This window comes from Streptomyces sp. 796.1, assembly GCF_047525675.1.
In the GTDB taxonomy this organism is placed as follows: domain Bacteria; phylum Actinomycetota; class Actinomycetes; order Streptomycetales; family Streptomycetaceae; genus Streptomyces.
In genome coordinates, this window is sequence record NZ_JBLIWA010000043.1 from 89,020 (window position 1) to 109,410 (window position 20,391).

Annotated in this window: 16 protein-coding genes; 7 read left to right on the forward strand and 9 right to left on the reverse strand. The window is 73.5% G+C overall.

The genetic code is table 11. The annotated features are described in order from the left end of the window. Positions 1 to 142 precede the first annotated feature (142 nt). The 3 genes from ACMA1D_RS25970 (at position 143) to ACMA1D_RS25980 (ending at position 5,512) form a co-directional block, all read left to right on the forward strand. The gene (locus tag ACMA1D_RS25970) at positions 143 to 2,056 is read left to right on the forward strand and encodes a choline/carnitine O-acyltransferase (RefSeq protein ID WP_414726421.1); all 1,914 of its coding nucleotides are present in this window, start codon (positions 143 to 145) and stop codon (positions 2,054 to 2,056) included. Between the two features lie 560 nt (positions 2,057 to 2,616). Next, complete coding sequence (locus tag ACMA1D_RS25975; protein WP_414726422.1) at positions 2,617 to 4,830, forward strand: glycosyltransferase family 4 protein; 2,214 nt, start codon at positions 2,617 to 2,619, stop codon at positions 4,828 to 4,830. 145 nt (positions 4,831 to 4,975) lie between these two features. After that, positions 4,976 to 5,512: a toll/interleukin-1 receptor domain-containing protein gene (locus tag ACMA1D_RS25980; RefSeq protein ID WP_414726423.1), complete on the forward strand. Its 537-nt coding sequence runs from the start codon at positions 4,976 to 4,978 to the stop codon at positions 5,510 to 5,512. 190 nt (positions 5,513 to 5,702) lie between these two features. Here ACMA1D_RS25980 and glnA read toward each other — a convergent pair whose 3' ends face one another. Beyond that, on the reverse strand, positions 5,703 to 7,112 hold the full coding sequence (gene glnA / locus ACMA1D_RS25985) for a type I glutamate--ammonia ligase (RefSeq protein WP_414726424.1): 1,410 nt from the start codon (positions 7,110 to 7,112) through the stop codon (positions 5,703 to 5,705). Positions 7,113 to 7,380: 268 nt separating this feature from the next. On the opposite strand from glnA, the gene ACMA1D_RS25990 reads away from it, so the two are divergent. Further along, positions 7,381 to 7,848, forward strand: coding sequence for an RDD family protein (locus ACMA1D_RS25990; protein WP_414726425.1), 468 nt, complete (start codon positions 7,381 to 7,383; stop codon positions 7,846 to 7,848). A 404-nt stretch (positions 7,849 to 8,252) separates the two neighbouring features. Here ACMA1D_RS25990 and ACMA1D_RS25995 read toward each other — a convergent pair whose 3' ends face one another. The 4 genes from ACMA1D_RS25995 to lipB form a co-directional block, all read right to left on the reverse strand. Beyond that, positions 8,253 to 8,933, reverse strand: coding sequence for a DUF4191 domain-containing protein (locus ACMA1D_RS25995; RefSeq protein WP_349993122.1), 681 nt, complete (start codon positions 8,931 to 8,933; stop codon positions 8,253 to 8,255). 10 nt (positions 8,934 to 8,943) lie between these two features. Further along, positions 8,944 to 9,153, reverse strand: coding sequence for a hypothetical protein (locus ACMA1D_RS26000; RefSeq protein ID WP_414726441.1), 210 nt, complete (start codon positions 9,151 to 9,153; stop codon positions 8,944 to 8,946). Positions 9,154 to 9,365: 212 nt separating this feature from the next. Beyond that, positions 9,366 to 10,316: a lipoyl synthase gene (lipA, locus tag ACMA1D_RS26005; protein ID WP_349993121.1), complete on the reverse strand. Its 951-nt coding sequence runs from the start codon at positions 10,314 to 10,316 to the stop codon at positions 9,366 to 9,368. A 158-nt stretch (positions 10,317 to 10,474) separates the two neighbouring features. Further along, entirely contained in the window at positions 10,475 to 11,284 is an 810-nt protein-coding gene (lipB, locus tag ACMA1D_RS26010; protein ID WP_414726426.1) for a lipoyl(octanoyl) transferase LipB, read from the reverse strand. Between the two features lie 641 nt (positions 11,285 to 11,925). On the opposite strand from lipB, the gene ACMA1D_RS26015 reads away from it, so the two are divergent. Further along, entirely contained in the window at positions 11,926 to 13,584 is a 1,659-nt protein-coding gene (locus tag ACMA1D_RS26015) for a regulator (protein ID WP_414726427.1), read from the forward strand. 272 nt (positions 13,585 to 13,856) lie between these two features. On the opposite strand, the gene ACMA1D_RS26020 is transcribed toward ACMA1D_RS26015, so the two are convergent. Together ACMA1D_RS26020 and ACMA1D_RS26025 are read right to left on the reverse strand one after the other, a co-directional pair. Beyond that, positions 13,857 to 15,173, reverse strand: a complete 1,317-nt coding sequence (locus ACMA1D_RS26020) for an FAD-dependent oxidoreductase (RefSeq protein WP_414726428.1) — start codon at positions 15,171 to 15,173, stop codon at positions 13,857 to 13,859. Between the two features lie 661 nt (positions 15,174 to 15,834). Further along, positions 15,835 to 16,740 carry a TIGR01777 family oxidoreductase gene (locus tag ACMA1D_RS26025; RefSeq protein WP_414726429.1) on the reverse strand — a complete coding sequence of 302 codons (906 nt, stop codon included), beginning with the start codon at positions 16,738 to 16,740 and terminating at the stop codon, positions 15,835 to 15,837. Positions 16,741 to 17,094: 354 nt separating this feature from the next. Between ACMA1D_RS26025 and ACMA1D_RS26030 the strand changes: the two genes are divergently transcribed. After that, positions 17,095 to 17,568, forward strand: a complete 474-nt coding sequence (locus ACMA1D_RS26030; RefSeq protein ID WP_414726442.1) for an N-acetyltransferase family protein — start codon at positions 17,095 to 17,097, stop codon at positions 17,566 to 17,568. A gap of 11 nt (positions 17,569 to 17,579) precedes the next feature. On the opposite strand, the gene ACMA1D_RS26035 is transcribed toward ACMA1D_RS26030, so the two are convergent. Next, entirely contained in the window at positions 17,580 to 18,110 is a 531-nt protein-coding gene (locus ACMA1D_RS26035) for a DUF4240 domain-containing protein (RefSeq protein WP_414726443.1), read from the reverse strand. A gap of 255 nt (positions 18,111 to 18,365) precedes the next feature. Between ACMA1D_RS26035 and ACMA1D_RS26040 the strand changes: the two genes are divergently transcribed. Then, entirely contained in the window at positions 18,366 to 19,310 is a 945-nt protein-coding gene (locus tag ACMA1D_RS26040) for an SDR family oxidoreductase (protein WP_414726430.1), read from the forward strand. Between the two features lie 99 nt (positions 19,311 to 19,409). Here the strand turns inward: ACMA1D_RS26040 and ACMA1D_RS26045 are convergent, their stop codons facing one another. Continuing rightward, positions 19,410 to 20,384 (reverse strand): helix-turn-helix transcriptional regulator, encoded by a 975-nt coding sequence (locus tag ACMA1D_RS26045; protein ID WP_414726431.1) that lies wholly within the window; start codon positions 20,382 to 20,384, stop codon positions 19,410 to 19,412. Positions 20,385 to 20,391: the final 7 nt, after the last annotated feature.

The window sequence follows — 20,391 nt, forward strand, 5'->3', positions numbered from 1 at the left end:
GCAACGCACATCCGCACCCGCACTCACTTCCACCCCGCCACCCTCACCCGCCACAACCACCCGCAATCACGGCAACCACCCCTCAACCCGTCTCAGCCGCCCCGAACCACCCCCGGCCACCCCCAACCAGAGAAAGGCGCCCATGCCCAGCAGCCAGGAGAACCAGGGCCCGGCGGCCCCCGCCACCCCGCTCGGCGCGCCGCCCGCCGAAACGCCCGCCCAACTGCTCACCTTCGCGCGCGAGGACGTCCTGCCGCGCGTCCCGCTGCCGACCCTGGAGGAAAGCTGCGAGCGGTTCATCGACTGGTGTGCGCCGCTGCTCACCGCCGAACAACTGGCGGCCACCCGGGCCGAAGTCGCGGCCTTCGCCGCCGCTGACGGGCCCGGCCCGGTGCTGCACGCCGCACTGGCCGACTACGACGCCACCGAGGGCGTCCATAGCTGGCTCGACACCTTCTGGCCCTACCGCTACCTCGGCCGCCGCGACCGGATCGCGCTCAACGCCAACTTCTTCTTCCTCTTCCAGGACGACGGTCAGCCGCAGGTGGAACGGGCCGCCGGGCTGATCGTCGGCGCGCTGCACTACAAGCGGCTGCTCGACGCGGAACAGGTGCCTCCGCTCGTCCAGCGCGGCGTGCCGCAGACGATGGAGCAGAACAAGTACCTGTTCTCCGCGACCCGCGTCCCCGGCGCCGTCCAGGACACCGTGCGCGCCCCGTACACCGCCGACTGGCCGGGCCCCTCGCAGGCCAGGCACATCGTGGTCTTCCACCGCGGCCACCTGTTCCGCCTCGACGTGCTCGGCCAGGACGGCACGCCGCACAGCCTGGCGGACCTGGCCGCGGGGCTCCGCGCGGTACGCGAGATCGGTGCGGAACCGGCGGCCCCCGGCACCTCGGTGGGTCACCTGACCACCATGGCCCGTGCGGAGTGGGCCGCCGCCCGGGCGGAACTGCTGGCCGCGCACCCGGACAACGCGGCGGCGCTGGACACGGTGGAGACGGCGCTGTTCTGCGTCTGCCTGGAGGACGTCGCCCCCGCCGACGCGCACCAGGCCGGCGACGAACTGCTCTTCGGCGACCGCGGGAACCGCTGGTTCGACAAGGCGCTGTCGCTGATCGTCTTCGCCGACGGCCAGGCCGGCATCAACGTCGAACACTGCGAGCTGGACGGTACGACGATCCTCAGCTTCACCGACGCCCTGCTCGGCACGCCGGCCGAGGAACACGCCCGCGGCGCCGGCGCCCGCACCCAGGGCGCACCCGTACCGCACCGCATCGCGTTCAGCCTCGACGCACCGCTGCGCGCCACGATCCGCGCGGCGGCGGACGCCTTCGCCGCGTACGGCGCGCACACCGCGACCCGCACCGTGGCCTTCGACGACTTCGGCTCCCGGACGGCCAAGGCGCTGCGCATCTCGCCGGACGCCTTCGTCCAACTCGCGTACCAACTGGCCCACCAGCGCGCCAAGGGCCACCTCGGCGCCACCTACGAATCGATCGCCACCCGCCAGTACCGGCGCGGTCGCACCGAGGCGATGCGGGTGGTCACCCCGGAGATCCAGGCGTTCGTCGCGGCGATGGAGGACCCGACGGCCGGCGCCGACACCCGGCGCGCCGCGCTGCGCGCCGCCGCCGAGCGCCACGTGGCGCGCGCCCGGGAGTGCCAGGTGGGCCAGGCACCCGAGCAGCACCTGTGGGAGCTCGAACTGATCCAGCGCCGCCGGGGCGCGCAACTCGGCGTGCACGAACAGCCCGCGCTCTTCCGCAGCCCCGGCTGGGTGACCATGCGGGACGACTACCTGAGCACCAGTTCCGCCCCCTCCACCCACATCCAGTACTTCGGCTTCGGCTCCACCAGCAGCCGCTGCATCGGCGTCGCCTACGTCCTGCTCCCGGACCGCTTCCACGTCTACCTGAGCACCCCGCGCCCGGTGGCCGACCAGATGCACGCCTTCGCCACCGAACTGCGCCGGGCGGTGACCGAACTCCACGCCCTCCTGACGCCCACCACACCCACCACGGACCAGCTTCCGGCGGCCCCCGCCACGAACTGACGGGCCGGCCACCCGGCCCCCGCACGGCGGCCGGTCCACACGGGCCGGCCGCGGGCCCCGTACGAACCGGCCCGGGGCGTTACGCGCGCGTACGCGCGGTACGGCTGCACCACGCGGCACACACGCGGACCGGCTTACGCGCGCGTACGCGCGGAAGGAAGGAGGAGCAGACCTGCCGCCCCGCCCCACAGGCTCCGTACGGATGCGCCAGCGCGCGCACCCACCCGCGTACGCGCGCGAGGTGAGCCGCCGCCCCCCCCGGCCCCGCCGGGGCCGCAGGGATACCGCCCCGGCAACCGCACCACCACGCACCGCCGGCGGCCGTACGGACGGCCGCAAGGTGACGAGCGCACGAGCTGTGGGTTAATTTTGCTCCCGGAATACCTCCTATTCGATCATGCTCGTGCCCTTCAGCGGCTCGGAACCCAGACGGTTCGGGGCTCCGGCGGTGGCAGAACCCCGCGGCGGACGAAGGGCGTCCTCGGCCGGACGGGCCGGAGGTTCATCAGTCCACGGCCCCGCGGGCGGGCCGTGACGGCAGGAGCAGTGGGGTCTCACAGATGAAGATCGTTTTCCTGATCCACAATGCGTACGGCATCGGGGGGACCATCCGCTCCACGGTCAACCTCTCCGCCGCGCTCGCGGCCGGCCACGAGGTCGAGGTCGTCAGCGTGCATCGGGTCGCCGACGAACCGCAGCTCTCCTACGGCCCCCGGGTGCGCCTGACCTCGCTGATCGACATGCGCGAGGACAGCCCCACGTACGAGGGCGAGCACGAGCTGACGAAGCAGCCCAACACGATGTTCCCGGACAAGGGCGTCGACTTCGGCCGGCTGCACTACACCGCCCTGCACGACCAGCGCATCGCCGACTTCCTGACCGGCACCGACGCCGACGTGGTCATCGCGACCCGCCCCATCCTCAACGGCTACCTGGCCCGCTATGGCCAGCCGCACCAGGTCCGCATCGGCCAGGAGCACCTGTCGCTCGACGCACACAGCGACCAACTGCGCACCGACCAGAACACCGCCCTGCGCGACCTGGACGCCTTCGTGACGGTCTCCGAGGCGGACGCCCAGCAGTACCGCACGGCCCTGCCCGACGTCACCACCACCATCCTGGCCATCCCCAACGGCGTCCCGCGGCCCGCGGTCGAGCCCGCCACGCTGGACTCCCGGGTGATCGTGTCGGCCGGCCGGCTGGTCGCCGTCAAGCGCTACGACCGGCTGATCAAGGCGTTCGCCGCGGTCGCCACCGACTACCCGGACTGGACGCTCCGGGTGTACGGGCGCGGCCCCGAGCGCGCCAAGCTGCGCCGCCTGATCGACAACCTGGGCCTGTACGACCGGATCTTCCTGATGGGCGCGGTGTCGCCGATCGAGACGGAGTGGGCGAAGGGCGCCCTGGCCGCGGTCTCCTCCGACATGGAGTCCTTCGGCATGACCATCGTGGAGGCCATGCACTGCGGCGTCCCCGTCATCGCCACCGACTGCCCGCACGGCCCCGCCGAGATCATCAGCCACGGCGCGGACGGCCTGCTCGTCCCCCTGATCTCCGAGGGCTCGGCCACCGACGGCGGCGTGAGCGCGTACGCCCAGGCCCTGCGGACCCTGCTGTCCGACGACGCGCTGCGCCGCAAGCTCGGCGAAGGCGCGCTGACCAAGGCCGCCACCTTCGCCCCCGAGGTCATCGCCCGCCGCTACGAGGAACTGTGCACCAGCCTCGCCCCGGGCCGCGCCGGCACCCCGCGCGCCGGTCGCGCCGCCGCTCCCGCCGCTGCCGCCGGCCGGACGCCGGCCGCGGCCGACCAGGGCGCCGACCACGCGTCCGACCGCAAGGCCGCGCGCCCCGGTCTGCTCCGGCGGATGCGGGCAGCGCTGCGCGGCGACGAAGCGCCGGCGCCGGCCGCGGAGCAGGCGCCCACCGCCGCCGCGCAGGCCGCTGCGGGTGCCGCCGAGGCGCCGCGCCCCACCGCCCACGCCCGCTCCACCGCGGCCGGCGACATCACCGTCACCCTCGCCCACGTCCCCGCGGGCCCGCTCGACTTCGTCGCCCGGCTGCGCCGCGACCCCGAACGCCGCGAGGTCCGCGTCCCGGTCCCCGAGTCCGGCACCCCCGAGGTCCTGCTCGGCCACCGCGACCACGTGCTGGCCGAGGGCCGCTGGGACTGCTACGTGGCGCCGCGCGGCACCCAGAAGCGCACCCGCCTCACCGCCGCCCTCACCGAACAGGCCCGCCTCATCGGCGAGCCTCCCGCCCGCGCCGCCGACGCCCTCGCCCCCTGGATTCCCTACACCACCACCGACGGCTTCCTGGCCCTCCGCACCTGGCACCGCGCCGCCCACGCGGAGGTCACCCAGGTGGCCGTCACGCAGGAAGCGGCCACCCTCACCGCCCGCGTCCTGGCCCCCGCGAACGTCTCCCTGACCGACGCGACGGTGCGCGCGGCGGCCCGCGAAGGCGACGCGTACGACTTCACCGTCCCCGTCACCCCCCACCCCGACGGCCACTTCACCTTCGTCCTCCCGTACCGCGAGGCCCTCCAACGCCGCACCACAGAACACGACCTCTGGGACCTCACCGTCCACACCCCCACCACCCCGCCCATCCCCCTGGGCCGCATCACGGGCGACGTAGTAGACCGCAAGAAGACCGACTACGCCCCACCGGCCCTCCGCGAACACCCCACCCGCGGCACGACCCGCATCAAGCCGTTCTTCACGGTGAGCAACAACGTGGCGCTGAGTGCGCGGGATGAGGGGGAGGAGGAGTAGGACAGGAGGGCGCCGCCCCGCTCACGGCGCCCGCTGGGCGGCCGATGAGCGGGAGGAGCCGTCCCGCCCGGCACGGCGCAGCGCATCGGCCCCTGCGGACGGATGGCGGCGCCGTGCAGCGGGGCGGGCGGGGCAGGGGGGCGAAGTGGCGCTGGTCTTTCTCAACTACCGCCGGCAGGGCGGGGCCTATGCGGCGGCCCTGCTCGACGAACTGCTGATCGGACACTTCGGGCAAGGGCAGGTGTTCCGCGCAGCCCGGTCGATCGCCCCGGGGGCGGACTACGCGGAGGCCATCCTGACGGCGGTGGCCGAGTGCGAGGTGATGCTCGCGATCATCGATGAGGGCTGGGCGGCGGAACTGGGCGAATCCAGCACGTCCGGTGGCGGGGACAGTTGGGCCCTGCGTGAGATCGAAGAGGCGCTGAAGCACCGGCGGACGGTGGTACCCGTGCTTCTGTCCGGAGTTCGCAGCCTGGCCGGCGACGGGTCGCCCGGGCTGCTGGACGAGATGTCCCGGCGGCAGTACCTGAGGTTCGACTACCGAAACGTCCGACAGGACAGCGAGTTCATCGCCGAACAGTTGACGAGGGCCAGCCGGAAGATCCGGAACGCCCGACGCGGGCCCGACCGGTGCCGAAACGCGATCGGCAGGGTGGCCGGGTTCCCGCGCGCCAAGCCGTGAGCCCAGGCGAGCGCGCGGAACGGTCCGCGGCGCGGGCTCCAGCGCCGGCAGCAGGGATCAGGGAGGAAGGCGTTCCGCGGCCCGCCACCCCGCCAACACAACAAGCGGCCGAGGCAGGAACCACATCCTGGTTCCCACCCCGGCCGTCGTCAGGCCCGCGCTCCTCGTCGGGGAGCGCGGGTCCCGCTCCTTACAGGTCGAAGTACAGCTCGAACTCGTGCGGGTGCGGGCGGAGCTGGATGGGGTCGATCTCGTTCGTGCGCTTGTAGTCGATCCAGGTTTCGATCAGGTCGGCGGTGAAGACGTCGCCCTGCTGGAGGTACTCGTTGTCCGCCTCCAGGGCCTCCAGGACGGCCGGCAGGGAGGTGGGGACCTGCGGGACGTTGGCGTGCTCGTCGGGGGCGAGCTCGTAGAGGTCCTTGTCGATCGGCTCGGCCGGCTCGATCTTGTTCTTCACGCCGTCCAGGCCGGCGAGGAGGAGCGCGGCGAAGGCCAGGTACGGGTTGGACGAGGGGTCCGGGGCGCGGAACTCGACGCGCTTGGCCTTCGGGTTCGAGCCGGTGATCGGGATGCGCATGGCGGCGGAGCGGTTGCGCTGCGAGTAGACCATGTTCACCGGGGCCTCGAAGCCGGGCACCAGGCGGTGGTACGAGTTCACCGTCGGGTTGGTGAAGGCCAGCAGCGACGGCGCGTGCTTGAGGATGCCGCCGATGTAGTAGCGGGCGGTGTCCGAGAGGCCCGCGTAGCCCTGCTCGTCGTAGAAGAGGGGCTCGCCGCCGGACCACAGCGACTGGTGGACGTGCATGCCGGAGCCGTTGTCGCCGAAGATCGGCTTGGGCATGAAGGTGGCGGTCTTGCCGTTGCGCCAGGCGACGTTCTTCACGATGTACTTGAAGAGCATCAGGTCGTCCGCCGCGGCCAGCAGCGTGTTGAACTTGTAGTTGATCTCCGCCTGACCGGCGGTGCCCACCTCGTGGTGCTGGCGCTCGACCTGGAGGCCGGCCTTCTCCAGCTCCAGGGAGATCTCCGCACGCAGGTCGGCGAAGTGGTCCACCGGCGGGGCCGGGAAGTAGCCGCCCTTGTAGCGCACCTTGTAGCCGCGGTTGTTCTCCACCGCACCGGTGTTCCAGGCGCCGGCCTCGGAGTCGATGTGGTAGAAGGACTCGTTCGCCGCGGTGTTGAAGCGCACGTTGTCGAAGACGTAGAACTCGGCCTCGGGGCCGAAGAACGCGGTGTCCGCGATGCCGGTGGAGGCCAGGTACGTCTCGGCCTTCTTGGCGATGTTGCGCGGGTCGCGGCTGTACTGCTCGCCCGTGATCGGGTCGTGGATGAAGAAGTTGATGTTGAGCGTCTTGTCCCGGCGGAACGGGTCGAGGCGCGCCGTGCTCAGGTCCGCGCGCAGCGCCATGTCCGACTCGTGAATCGCCTGGAAACCGCGGATCGAGGACCCGTCGAAGGCCAGCTCTTCGGAGGGGTCGAACGCCGTCGCCGGGATCGTGAAGTGCTGCATCACGCCAGGCAGGTCGCAGAAGCGGACGTCCACGAACTTGACGTCCTCGTCCGCGATGAACTTCTTGGCGTCGTCGCCGTTCTGGAACACCAAATCCTCCTAGCCCGGCCGGAGAGCGGTCGGGGTTGCTTCGATCGCGCTGACCTGTGCGGTCTGAATCTGTACGGTGCTGCGCTGAACCCGACCATAGGTAGCCGGGATTTCCCGAGCATGACCCATTTGTTTCGCTGAGGTTAACCGGCGCGCGGGGCCGTCATGCCTGCTACTCCGAGGGTGCCGCGTACCCGCAGACCACGCCATCGGGCCGTTGGCCGACCCGCAGGGCCCGGTTGTCAGACCCGCGCAGTACCTTGGTGGGGTGGATAACAGGCAAGTACTCGGATCGTGGCTCTCCGGACCGCGTGCGACGGCCGAGCAGATGGGCGTCGACTTCGGCTACCGGGGTGAACGGCTGGGGCTGCCCCGCGAGGGCCGGGGCGCCATCGCGCCGCCCGGCCGACGCATGCTCGCCCTGCTCGTCGACTGGGCGCTGTGCATGCTCATCGCGTACGCCCTGCTGGCCGACCGGAACGCGACCTCGGCGGGGAACTGGGCCCTGCCGGTCTTCCTCGTGATGTCGGTGCTGACCGTGGGCACGCTCGGCTGCACCCCGGGCAAGATGCTGCTCCGCATCCGCGTGGTCGGCATCGACGGCAACCGCCTCTCCCTGCCGCGCACGCTGGTGCGCTGCGTGCTGCTGGGCGTGGTCATCCCCGCCGTCATCTGGGACCGCGACTCCCGCGGCCTCCACGACCGCATAGCGGGCGCCGTCCAGATCCGCATCTGACCGCGCTCCCGCCCCGCCCCGCGCCGTCGTTGCGGCCGGGGCGCGGATGTGTCCGTCACCCGTGTGCGACGCCCCCCCCGCGGGCCCGCACGACGACCGGCCCGCGGGGACGCGTCCGAGGTCTGCGTACCTCCGCGTACCGCCTGCGTGCGGAATCCGCGTACGTCCTCCGCGTACGGTCCGTGGCGCTGACGTGCGCCTCGCTGGCTGGCGGCTGGCTTGGCATTGGCTGACTGCGCGCGCGTGCGCGTACGTACGTGAAGGCGTAGGCGTACGGACACACAACCCGCAGCCTGTCCCCGGCCCAGGGCCAACGCGCGAGAGGGGTGGCCCGGACCTGTCGGTCCTGGTCACCCCTCTTGAGGTCGCGCCGCGGGGCTCGCCCGGGTCGGCCGGGAGCCGGTTCAGCGGCCCTTCGGCATGCGAATGTTCTTGGGCATCGGGCCCTTGGGGATCGGCATGTTCTTCATCAGGTCGCCGAGGGCCCTGAGCCGGTCGTTGACCACGGTCACCTGGGCGCCGGGCAGCACGCGCGGCAGCTTCAGCAGCTTGGTCCGCAGCTTGCTGATCGGGACCTCGCCCTCGCCGTCCCCGACCATCACGTCGTGCACCGGCACGTCGGCCACGATGCGCGCCATCTTCTTCTTCTCGGCGGCCAGCATGGAGCGCAGCCGGTTCGGGTTGCCCTCCGCCACCAGCACGATGCCGGCCTTGCCGACGGCCCGGTGGATGACGTCCTGGTTGCGGTTCATCGCCACGGCCGGCGTCACCGACCAGCCGCGCCCGACGTTCTCCAGGACCGCAGCAGCCGCGCCCGGCTGGCCCTCCATCTGCCCGAAGGCCGCCCGCTCCGCCCGTCGGCCGAAGATGATGGCCATCGCGAGGAAGGCCAGCACGAAGCCCAAGATGCCAAGCAGGATCGGATGGTCGATCCACAGACCGATCGCGAGGAAGACACCGAACGTGATGATGCCCACAGCCGCGACGACAAAGCCGACCTTCGAGTCGACCTTCTTGGTCATCTTGTAGGTCAGGGCGATCTGTTTCAGCCGCCCGGGGTTCTCGGATGTTTCCTTCCTCGCCATGTACGGCAGTTTACGTCGCCTGTGGCGTGCGGGTAGCCACGGCCTCCATCAGGTGTTCGGCCTCGCGCCGGTCCTTGGCGCGGCGCCGGTCCGCGAGGACCGCCGTCCAGGCGTTGCGCCGGGCGGTGCGCTGCCCGGGGCCCAGCAGCAGGCCCTCGACCGCCCGCAGGGTCGCGGCGACGGACGGGCGAAATGGCGGGCGTACGGGCAGGGCGAGCATGGTGGTGGTCTCCTCGGGGCGCGTGGTGTCCACGGATGCGTGCTGCTCCGCTACGGTCGCTCTTCGGTGTTAGCAGCGGGTTTCGGCCCGGTCAAACCGCGGGAAACGCCGATGCGGCCCGTACGGGCGCGTGGAAGTCGCAGGTCGTACGGGCCGCACGGGGGAGAGCCGAAGCGGCGGGCGGCCGGGCCGGGTGGGCCGCGGCGGCTCGGTCAGGCGGTCTGGGCCGGCACCGCGGCGTTACGCCGTTCGACGGCCTGCTGGTACAGCCGGCCCGCGCGGTAGGAGGAGCGGACCAGCGGGCCCGACATGACGCCGGCGTAGCCGATGGCGTCGGCCTCGTCCTTCAGCTCGACGAACTCGTGCGGCTTGACCCAGCGCTCGACCGGGTGGTGCCGCGGCGTGGGCCGCAGGTACTGGGTGATGGTGATCAGCTCGCAGCCCGCCTCGTACAGGTCGCGCAGGGCCTGGCTGACCTCGGCGCGCTCCTCGCCCATGCCCAGGATCAGGTTGGACTTGGTGACCAGGCCGGCCTCGCGGGCCTTGGTGATCACTTCGAGGGAGCGCTCGTACCGGAAGCCGGGGCGGATGCGGCGGAAGATCCGCGGCACCGTCTCGACGTTGTGGGCCAGCACCTCGGGGCGGGAGGAGAAGACCTCGGCGAGCTGCTCGGGCACCGCGTTGAAGTCGGGGATCAGCAGCTCGACGCCGGTGTCCGGCATCGCCGCGTGGATCTGGCGGACGGTCTCCGCGTACAGCCAGGCGCCGCCGTCCTCCAGGTCGTCGCGGGCGACGCCGGTGATGGTGGCGTAGCGCAGCTCCATCTGCTGGACGGACTCGGCGACCCGGCGGGGCTCGTCGCGGTCGAGCTCCTGCGGCTTGCCGGTGTCGATCTGGCAGAAGTCACAGCGCCGCGTGCACTGGTCGCCGCCGATGAGGAACGTCGCCTCGCGGTCCTCCCAGCACTCGAAGATGTTGGGACAGCCAGCCTCCTGGCACACCGTGTGCAGGCCCTCGGTCTTCACCAGTTTCTGCAACTGGTTGTACTCGGGACCCATCTTCGCCCGGGTCTTGATCCACTCGGGCTTGCGCTCGATGGGGGTCTGGCTGTTCCGGACCTCCAGGCGCAGCATTTTGCGTCCATCGGGTGCGACTGCGGACACGTCCGGCACTCCACTTCGCTTGGCGCGGCTTTCGAATCTTCGGCGAACACCAGGGTACGCCCGTACAACACGTGCTCTTCTGTCGAGACCAACCCGTGAGCTGCGGGGTGCATTCCGCTCGCGCGGAACAACGGGGCGGCGCCCTGGCCGCCCGGCAGCTACCCGGCGCGGGGCAGCGGCACGCTTTCGCCCAGCACGGCGGTCAGGTGCCGCTCGATCAGCGGCAGCACCTCGGCCACCGACACGTCCCGACCGAGTTCGTGGGAGAGCGAGGTCACACCGGCGTCCCGGATGCCGCACGGCACGATGCGGTCGAACGAGGTGTTGTCCGGGTTGCAGTTCAGCGAGAAGCCGTGCATGGTCACGCCCTTGGCGATGCGCACGCCGATCGCCGCCAGCTTGCGGTCCTCACGGCGCTGGCCCGCGTTGGACGGGGCGTACTCGGGGCCGTTCAGCCGGGCGTCGAACTCGTCGTCGGTCAGCCGCGGGTCGAAGTCCAGGCTCAGACCGCCGATGGCCGGGCGCTGCTCGACGGGGTCGCCGAGCACCCACACCCCGCTGCGGCCCTCGATCCGGGTGGTCTCAAGGCCCAGCTCCGCGCAGGTGCGCAGGAGGGCCTCTTCCAGCCGGCGCACGTGGGCGATCACGTCCACCGGGCGCGGCAGCTTGAGGATGGGGTAGCCGACGAGCTGGCCGGGGCCGTGCCAGGTGATCTTGCCGCCGCGGTCCACGTCCACCACCGGGGTGCCGTCCAGCGGGCGCTCGCTGTCCTCGGTGCGCCGCCCCGCCGTATATACCGGGGGGTGTTCGAGCAGCAGGCAGGTGTCGGGGATCTCGTCGGCGAAGCGGGCCGCGTGCACCTGGCGCTGCTGCTGCCACGCCTCCTGGTACTCGACGGCCTCCGCACCGAAGCCCAGGTGGACGAAGCGCAGCTCGCTCTGATCTCCGCTTGGCTGGGGAACCCCCATGGCAGCTCCTTCGAACACATTCGCAACCGTTGCGCCTCAGCCACTGTACGGCGGTGGCCGAGGCAGCCGGCACGCGGCCGTCCCGGCACCACGCCCGGCGCCGCCCCACCGCGCCGGGCGCCGGGGCGCAGCCGCCGTTTCGCCGCAGGTCGGGCGGTGGGAGGAGAGACGACGGCGGGGCCGGTACGGGGCTTCGCGCCGGTCAGGGAGCGTGAGGGGAGCGCCGCCACACGACGGCAGTGGTGGCCAAGGGGCTGCCAAGGGGCGGAGGAGAGCGCGGCGAGGGGTGCGCCGGTGGCACGGGCGTGCGAAGGGCGCGCCGAGCCGGAGCGCGGACGGGGGCGGGGGCGAGATCGAGCCGTGTCGGGAGCCGGTCGTGACGGGGGCGCGGGCGTGCCGCGCCGGAGGCCCGACGGAGGCCGGCGCAAGGCGGGATCGAAGCCTGAGGTGGGCGGCGCGCGCCCGCGGGGACCCGCGCGGGCCTGCAAGGGAGCAGGTCGGACGGCACATGCGCGTTACGTATCTCATCGCTTCTCACACGATCGGATGAATGTGGGGCGAAGGTGGCGAGGAGGGCACTGTCAACCGCTAAATTCACGCCGTTCCACAGAGCGATGCGATCCAGGGAGACCGGCAGGCTGATGACGGAACGATCCCCGCAGCACACCCCTAACCGTCAGCTCGCCGCGCTCATTTCCGAAGCCGGTTTCTCGCACGCCGGCCTCGCCCGGCGAGTGGACCAGCTAGGGCTTGAGCACGGCCTTGACCTGCGATACGACAAGACGTCGGTGACGCGCTGGCTGCGCGGGCAGCAGCCGCGCGGTACGACCCCGGCACTGATCGCCGAGGTCTTCACCCGGCGCCTCGGCAGACGGCTGTCTGCCCAAGACCTCGGCCTCGACGCATGTGCCCCCGTCTACGCCGGGCTGGAGTTCGCCTCCTCGCCCGAAGAGGCGGTGGACATCGTCAGCGGGCTGTGGCGGAAGGACTCCGGCAGCCACAGCGAACTACGGAAGATCGCCTTCACCCCGGCCGGCCTCGTGGTCCCGAGCCGGGACTGGCTGATCGGACGGGCCGACGAGCGCGTGGCGCGCGGCATGCCCGTCACCGCACGCCCCGCCCAGGGCGGTGCGGAGCCCCCGGGCCGGGTGGCCCCCGGCGGTGTCCGGCCCGGCGGCGCGCCCGCCGGTGCGGCCGGGCGCGGTGGCGCAACGGCAAGCCCGGGAACTGCGGGCGGCCAGGGCGGCGCAGCGGGTCCGGGCGGCGGGCAGCCGCTCGCCGGGGCGCCGGGCGCGGCCGGTTCCGTCACGGGCGTGGGCCACGCGCGCGTGCCGTTGCAGAACCGGGTGGCGGTGCCGCGCCAGCGGCTCACCGACCGCACCGACCGCGGCCCCGGCCATCGGGTGACCGCCGGTGACATCGCCGCACTGCGTTCGGTCGGCGAGCTGTTCCGGGCCCTGGACCACGCCTACGGTGGCGGCCACGCCCGGCAGGCCCTGGTGCGCTACCTGGAGCATGAGGGCGAACCCATGCTCCGCGGCAGCTACGGGGAGGCCATCGGCCGGCGGCTGTTCGCCGCCGTCGCCGATCTGACCCGGCTGGCCGGCTGGACCTCGTACGACATCGCGGCGCACGGTCTGGCACAGCGCTACTTCGTCCAGTCGCTGCGGCTCGCGCAGGCCGCGGGCGACCGGGCGTACGGCAGCTACGTGCTGGTCACGATGAGTCGGCAGGCCGTCTACCTGGGGCACGGGCGGGAGGCGGTGCAACTGGCGCGGGTGGCCCAGCAGGGCGTCGGTTCCGGGGCGCCGCCGGTCGTGCAGGCCCTGCTGCACGCGGCGGAGGCCCGCGGGCACGGGGTGCTCTCCGAGGCCCGCGCCTGCACGGCCTCGCTGGCCAGGGCGGAGCGGGCGCTGGAGACGGCGCGGCCGGGCGACGACGTGCCGCACTGGGCGCGGTTCTTCGACGAGTCGCAGCTCGCGGACGACTTCGGGCACTGCTACCGCGACCTCCAGCAGTACCGGGCCGCGGCCCAGCACGCGGAGCGCTCGCTCCAACTGCGCGGCACCGGGTTCGCCCGCAGCCGGGTCTTCTGCCGGGTGGTGCTCGCCACGGCCAGGCTCGGGCTCGGCGAGTTGGAGCAGGCGTGCGCGCTGGGCGCGGAGGCGGCGCAGCAGGCGTCGGAGATGCGGTCGGTGCGCGCGGTGGAGTACGTCCGTGACTTCGAGCGGCGGCTAGAGCCCTACCGGGACGCCGCTCCGGTGCGCGGCTATCGGGAGCGGGTGGCGGCCCTGGGGTGATTCCCGAACCCCGGGGGCCCCGCCCCCGCACCCGTGGGGAGCCCGGCTCCCCACATGACGAACGCCGAACGGGCGCAGCGCTCCGTTCGGCGTTCGTCTGTCGTACGCGCGCTCCCGCTTCTCGTACGCGCTCTCGTGCGCGCGTTGCCGCCTCTCGCGCCCGCTGCCGTCGGTGTGCTGCCGCCCCCCCGTGGGCGTTCTCGTACCCGCGCCGCCTCTCGGGCTCGTTCCCGTACGGGTGCTGTCGCCGCAGGGCGCGTACCACCGGCCGGCTAGGCCGCGGCGCTGAGCGGGGCCGGGTCGCAGCCCGGTTTGAGACCGAAGTCGCGCAGCACCTCCCGGGCCGCCCGCCGGCCCGAGTACAGGGCGCCCTGGGCCGAGCTGGTGTCGCGGTGGTCGCCGCACACGTACAGGCCGTGCAGCAGGCGCACCGGGCGGCGCAGGTCGTGGGGGGCCGGCATGGTCGGCACCGCCTGCGGGTCGTGGAAGGCGCCGAGCAGGGACCAGCCGGCCGTCGAGGTGGCGTAGACGCGGGAGAGCTGGCCGCGCACGGCGGTGTCCAGCGCCGCCGTCGGGGCCGTCGCGGCGGCGCCCAGGACGACCGCGGTGATCAGCGCCCGCCCGGCCGGGCTGCGCCCCGGGTCCACCTCGCTCGTCACCGCCGTGTAGGCGACGGGCCCGCGCCGGTCGCTGGTCAGGACGAGGGCGGGCTCGCCCAGCGGGGCGCCGTCGGCGGCGTAGTGCACCACCGTCACCGGGTGGAAGGCCGGCAGCCGCAGGCCGGGCAGCAGGGCGGCGGCTGCTTCGGCGCCGGTTGCCACCAGGACCGAGCGACAGCGCAGTTCGCCGTGCTCGGCCGTGGTCACCGAGGTGGTGGCCGCCGACAGGGCGCGTACCCCGGTGTGCACGGTGCCCGGCGGCAGTGCGGCGGCCAGCAGTTCGGGCACGGTGGCGGCGCCGCCCGCCGGTAGGCACAGCCGGCCCCGTGCGTAGCCGCGCAGGGCGAGGTCGGCGCAACGGCTTGAGGTGATCAGGTCCGGGTCGGCGAGCAGCGCGGTGAGCAGGGGGCGCAGGAAGCCGTCGACGGTGCGCGACGAGAGGCCGCGGACCGAGAGCGCCGCGGCGGCCGGGCGCTCGGGGCGGGCGAGCAGCCGGTGCGTGGGCACGGCGGCGAGGCGGCTGAGGGCCGCGCCGAGCCGGGCCTGGTCGAGCCCGCCGGCGCGCGGCGTGCGGGCCGCGGTGGCCAGCGCCCGGGCCGTGGCGAACGCGCCGCCCGTGCCCCGCGGCTCGCCGATGCGGTGCGTACGCCCCTCGCCGTGCACCAGGACGCCGGGCGAGAAGGGCCGCAGCGGCAGGTCGCGCAGGCCAGGGGTGCGGCGCAGCTCGGGGAAGGAGGTGTTGAGCAACTGGCCGGTGCGGTCCAGCCGGAATCCGTCCACCTCGTCGGTCGTCATGCGTCCGCCCACCCGGGGCTCGGCCTCCACGACCGTGACCGCGAGGCCGGCGCTGGTCAGTTGCTGGGCCGCGGCGAGGCCGGCGAGACCCGCTCCGACGACGACGACGTCCGTGTGGTGTGCACTGCCGAGCACGTGCCCCTCCCCGAGGTCGCTGCACCACGTCGGGGGCCTGATGCCCTCGGCTGGCGGTGAGGATGCGTGAACCGGACTCGACGGTAGAGAGAAATCCGGGCCCCGGCAGTCGCGCACCGACCGAGCACGGTCGCACGGCGGTCGCACGTCTAGCCGGTGACGCGGCCGGGCGGCCCGGGGCACCTGCGGTGACCTGGGCCCGCGACGGAGCGGGAGCGTGAGCCCCACCGCGGTGTGGCCCCGGGGCGCGATGGGGCCACACCGGCGTACGGGGCGGGGGTGCGCACGGTACGGGGCGCCGGTGCGCGGGCACGGGGTCGCCCGCACCGACGCTGCGGGCGGGGTGGGTACGGCGGGTGCGGCAGGGGGCGGTGCCCCAGGGGGGTGGGGGCGGCTCCGCCGGGGCGCCGGGGAGTGGCTCCGCGGCGGGGTGGGGCTCCGCCTGGGGTCGCTTTCCGGGCCTTCCGGGGTGGGGGCCCGGGCGTGGTCTCCGCGGCGTGCGGCTCCGGGTGGGTGTGGTCCCCGGGGACCTTGTGGTGTACGGCTCCGGGTGGGTGTGGTCCCCGGGGCCTCGTGGCGTACGGATCCGAGCGGGCGTGGTGCCGGGGTTGCGTACGGCCGTCGGCCGGGGGGCTCAGTGGTTGGTGGTCGGGGCCCGGTATCAGCGGTTCGACCAGGCCGCTTCGATCGCGCCGTCGATGTCCGGGTGGGCGAAGGAGAAGCCGGAGTCCAGCAGGCGCTGGGGGATGACGCGCTGGCTGCCGAGTACGTCGGAGGAGAGTTCGCCGAGCGCGAGGCGGAGCGCCGGGCGGGGCACGGCCAGCGCCGCGGGGCGGCCGAGCACCCGGCCCATGGCGGCGGTGACCTCGCGGTTGGTGACCGGGTTGGGCGCGGTCAGGTTCACCGGGCCCGCCAGCGACTCGGTCTCGATGATGTGCCGCAGGGCCGCCACCTCGTCGCGCAGCGCGATGAAGCTCCAGTACTGGTCACCGGAGCCGAGCCGACCGCCGAGGCCGAGCCGGAAGAGCGGGAACATCCGCCCCCAGGCGCCGCCGGCGCGCGCCACGACCAGCCCCGTACGCGCGTACGCGGTGCGGATGCCCGCCTCCACGGCAGGTTCGGCGGCCTCCTCCCACTCCTGGCACAGATCGGCCAGGAAGCCGTGCCCCGGCGGTGTGTCCTCGTCCACCCTGCGGTCCGCGGTGTCGCCGTAGATACCGATGGCGCTGCCGGAGACCAGTACGTCGGGCGGGGTGTCGAGGGACGCGACGGCCTCGGCGACGGCGGCCGTGCCCAGCACCCGGCTGTCCCGCAACTCCCGCTTGCGCGCCGGGCTCCAGCGCCGGTCGGCGATGCCCGCGCCGGCCAGGTGCACGACGGCCTGACAACCGATCAGCCCGGGCGCGTCCACCCACTGCCGGTGCGGGTCCCACTCCACCTCGTGGTCGGTCCGCGGGGCGCGCCGCACGAGGCGTACGACGTGGTGGCCGTCGCGGCGGAGGTCGTGTGCGAGCGCGGAGCCGACGAGGCCGCTCGCACCGGTGACTGCAATACGCATGCCCGCCATCCTGCCCCCGATCGGCGTCGGGATGTGTGGCGGCGGCCGAACGCGGCGCGGCGCGGCCCGCTGCGGCACGGCGGGGGCGCGGCACGGCGGGCCGGGCACGGTCGCCTGCGTTAATGGGCTGTCCGACGCGGGGTTCCGGATGGCACAGTGGCCGCCATGTCCGAGCCCGTTCCCGCACCTTCCGCCACACCGGGCGAACCGTCGCCGCCGGGCGCCGACGGCCCCACCGCCCGCACCACACCGACCACGGAGCCCCCGCGCCCCGCCCCGTCGCGCCCGGCGGCCGGCGACGGGGACGCCCCGCCGGCGCCGCGCCCCGCCGCCGCGGACGACGGCGCCGCGGGCTCCCTACGGGTGCGCCCCGCCCGGTGGGCCGACGACGAGGTGCTGGCCGCCATCGACCGGCGCATCTGGTCCACGCTGCACTCCGTACAGCCGCCGCCGCGCGCCCCGTTCGGCTCCTTCTTCGCCGACCACCACCCGCCGGCGCAGCACCTGGTGGCCGAGGTGGACGGCAGGGTGGCGGGATACATCCGGCTGTGCCCGCCGACGCCGCTCGCGTCCAACGCCCACGTACGGCAGATACAGGGGCTCGCGGTGGAGGAGTGGGCCCGTGGGCGCGGAGCGGCGCGCGCCCTGTTGCGCGCGGCGTGCGCGGAGACCAGGCGGCAGGGCGCGTCCCGACTGACCCTGCGCGTCCTCGGTCACAACGCGGCGGCGCGCCGGCTCTACGAGGCCGAGGGGTTCGTGGTCGAGGGCGTGCTGCCCGGGGAGTTCCTGCTGGCCGGCGCGTACGTGGACGACGTGCTGATGGGGCGGAGCGTCTAGCGGCGGCGGGGTCAGCCCGCGCCGCCGTCGCGGAAGCGGGCCCACAGCCGGGGGAGGCGCTCCGCGAGGGCCTTCTCGTCGGTCAGGTCCAGGGGGGTCCCGGCGGGTTCGTCGGCCGGTTCCGGGAGGCCGAGGTCCGGCGTCTCGGCCCCGGTGAGCTGCTCGTACGCCTCGTCGGCCGCGTACCCGAGGTCCTCCGCGTCGCCGTCCGTACGGGGGTCGAAGTCCCCGACGAGGTCGGCGAGGTCGTCGGGGTCGTACAGGGCCCCCTCGAAGACCTCCCGGCCCTGGCCGATCAGCCAGCAGCGGAAGTCCTCGAAGACGTCCTCGCTCGGGTCGGTGAGGAGCACGGCGGCGGCGCCCCACAGGTCCCAGTGGTAGGCGCGGTTGTAGCGCGCCTCGAAGTGGCGGGCGAAGTCGGTCACGGCGTCCGGGTCGAGTTGCACCAGCCGGTCGATGAGCAGGTCCGCCTGCGCGTCGGGGTCGCCGTCGGCGGCCTCGCGCGAGGCGTCGATCAACGCCCAGAACTCCGTCTCGTCCATCACAGGGACCAGCATCGGCCCTGTCCGGTGGCCGTGCACGCCGAGCAACCCGGATGCTGCTGTGTCGTTACCGCACCCGGGCCGGTCCGTTATGCGCCCGCTCGGGTGGGGGCCGGGGCGTGGTCGGCGGGCGGCCGGCGGCCGGGAGCGGAAAACTCGTCGTAGCCGCGCCGCAATCACGACAGGAGATGACCGCTTTCTTCGGCACAGTCGTGCGCGGCCCGCTTCGGGGCCTGGACGAAAGGGACATCTGACGTGGAGACCGAGGGCGTACGCACCCTGACGGGCAAGGTGGCACTGGTCGCGGGCGCGACCCGGGGCGCGAGTCGGGCCATCGCCGTGGCGCTGGGCGGGGCGGGGGCGACGGTGTACGTCACCGGCCGCACCTCGCGCGAGGCGGCCGGCGCCGGAACCGCCCTGAGCGAGGTGGGGCGGGCCACCGAGACCATCGAGGAGACGGCGGAACTGGTCACGGCCGCCGGCGGCACGGGCCTGGCCGTCCGCACCGACCACCTCGAACCCGACCAGGTACGCGACCTGGTGCGGCGCATCGACGCGGAACACGGCCGGCTCGACATCCTGGTGGTGGGGGTCTGGGGCGGCGATCGGCTGATCGAGTTCGACACCAAGGCGTGGGAGGTGGACCTGGAGAAGGGGCTGCGCATGCTGCGCCTGGGCATCGACACGCACCTGATCACCCAGCACTTCGCGCTGCCGCTGGTCATCAAGGAGCCCGGGGGACTGGTGGTGGAGGTGACGGACGGCACGGCCGACTTCAACCGGACCTACCGGAACAACCTCTTCTTCGACATCACCAAGAACGTGCCGATCCGGGCCGCGTTCGGGATCTCGGAGGAGCTGAAGGAGTACGGCGGTACGGCGGTGAGCCTCTCGCCCGGATTCCTCCGCTCCGAGGAGATGCTCGACCACTTCGGCGTGACCGAGGCGACCTGGCGGGACGCGGTCGAGCAGGAGCCGCACTTCGCCATCGCCGAGTCCCCGGCGTACATCGGCCGCGCGGTCGCCGCACTCGCCGCCGACCCGGACCGGGCCCGCTGGACCGGTGCCTCGCTCTCCAGCGGTCAACTGGCCAAGGTCTACGGGTTCCGCGACACCGACGGCTCCCAACCGGACGCCTTCGGCTACTTCGAAGACGTCGTCTTCGGCGGCCGGGACGGCCGGGCGGAGGACTATCGGTAGGGGCCCGCCGGCCGTCGGGGGCTGCTGCCGGGTGCTGGCAGCGTGGGCATCGGCGGTTCTTGACTTCCGCTCCCCGGGCTAAAGCCCGGGGAGCGGAAGTCAATCCACCGCGTCGTACAGCGCGGCGGCGCGCGCCAGGGCCGCCGCCATCCGGGCGCGGAGCTCCGGCGGCTCCAGGACCTCGCACTCCGGGCCGAGCCTGAGCAGTTGCTCGTACGCGACGTCGAAGGTCTCCACGGGCAGGGTCACGGTGGTCCAGCCGCGGGCGTCGGGGGTGGGGGACGCGGCCAGTGATTCGCGGGCGGAGAGCGGGTCGGTGGCGAGCGGCAACAGGCGTACGCCGCGCTCCGTGAGCCGCAGGATGACCTCGTTGCGCAGGATCGAGCGCAGGAAGTCCGCCGCGCGCTCCGCCCAGAAGTCGGGCAGGGCGAAGTCCCGGTCACGGGTGAAGTGTTCCCCGGACGGCTCCACCGCGGCGAACCGGTCGACCCGGTACACCCGCCACGACGCGTCCACCCGCGCCGCCAGATACCAGACGCCCGCCTTGAGGACGAGCCCGTACGGCTCCAGCACGCGCTCCACCTCGGTGCCGCCGCGGCGGTAGCGGCCGAGGAGGCGACGGTCGTCCCACACCGCGTCGGCGATCTCGGGGAGCAGCGGCGGGGAGTCCGGCTCGTGGTACCAGTTCGGGGCATCGAGGTGGAAGCGCTGGGCCGCGCCGTCCGCCGCGTCGCGCAACTCGGGCAGCAGGGCCGCCGAGACCTTCAACCGGGCCGCCGAGGCCGCGTCGGCGAGCCCCATCTCGCGCAGCGCCGAGGGCACCCCGGAGAGGAACAGCGCCTCCGCCTCGGCCCGGCCCAGGCCGGTGAGCCGCGTGCGGTACCCGCCGACCAGCCGGTACCCACCGGCCCTGCCGCGGTCGGCATAGACCGGGACACCGGCCTCGGACAGCGCCAGCACGTCCCTGGCCACCGTCCGCTCGGACACCTCCAACTGCTCCGCCAACTCGGCCCCCGTCATCGAGGCCCGGGACTGGAGGAGCAGCACCATCTTGATCAGTCGGGCCGCGCGCATGGGGTCA

Coding starts and splice junctions, on each gene's coding strand:
- ACMA1D_RS25970 (WP_414726421.1), top strand. CDS start 143: ATGCCCAGCAGCCAGGAGAACCAGGGCCCGGCGGCCCCCGCCACCCCG.
- ACMA1D_RS25975 (WP_414726422.1), top strand. CDS start 2,617: ATGAAGATCGTTTTCCTGATCCACAATGCGTACGGCATCGGGGGGACC.
- ACMA1D_RS25995 (WP_349993122.1), bottom strand. CDS start 8,933: ATGGCGAGGAAGGAAACATCCGAGAACCCCGGGCGGCTGAAACAGATC.
- ACMA1D_RS26000 (WP_414726441.1), bottom strand. CDS start 9,153: ATGCTCGCCCTGCCCGTACGCCCGCCATTTCGCCCGTCCGTCGCCGCG.
- lipB (WP_414726426.1), bottom strand. CDS start 11,284: ATGGGGGTTCCCCAGCCAAGCGGAGATCAGAGCGAGCTGCGCTTCGTC.
- ACMA1D_RS26015 (WP_414726427.1), top strand. CDS start 11,926: ATGACGGAACGATCCCCGCAGCACACCCCTAACCGTCAGCTCGCCGCG.
- ACMA1D_RS26025 (WP_414726429.1), bottom strand. CDS start 16,740: ATGGCGGGCATGCGTATTGCAGTCACCGGTGCGAGCGGCCTCGTCGGC.
- ACMA1D_RS26035 (WP_414726443.1), bottom strand. CDS start 18,110: ATGGACGAGACGGAGTTCTGGGCGTTGATCGACGCCTCGCGCGAGGCC.
- ACMA1D_RS26045 (WP_414726431.1), bottom strand. CDS start 20,384: ATGCGCGCGGCCCGACTGATCAAGATGGTGCTGCTCCTCCAGTCCCGG.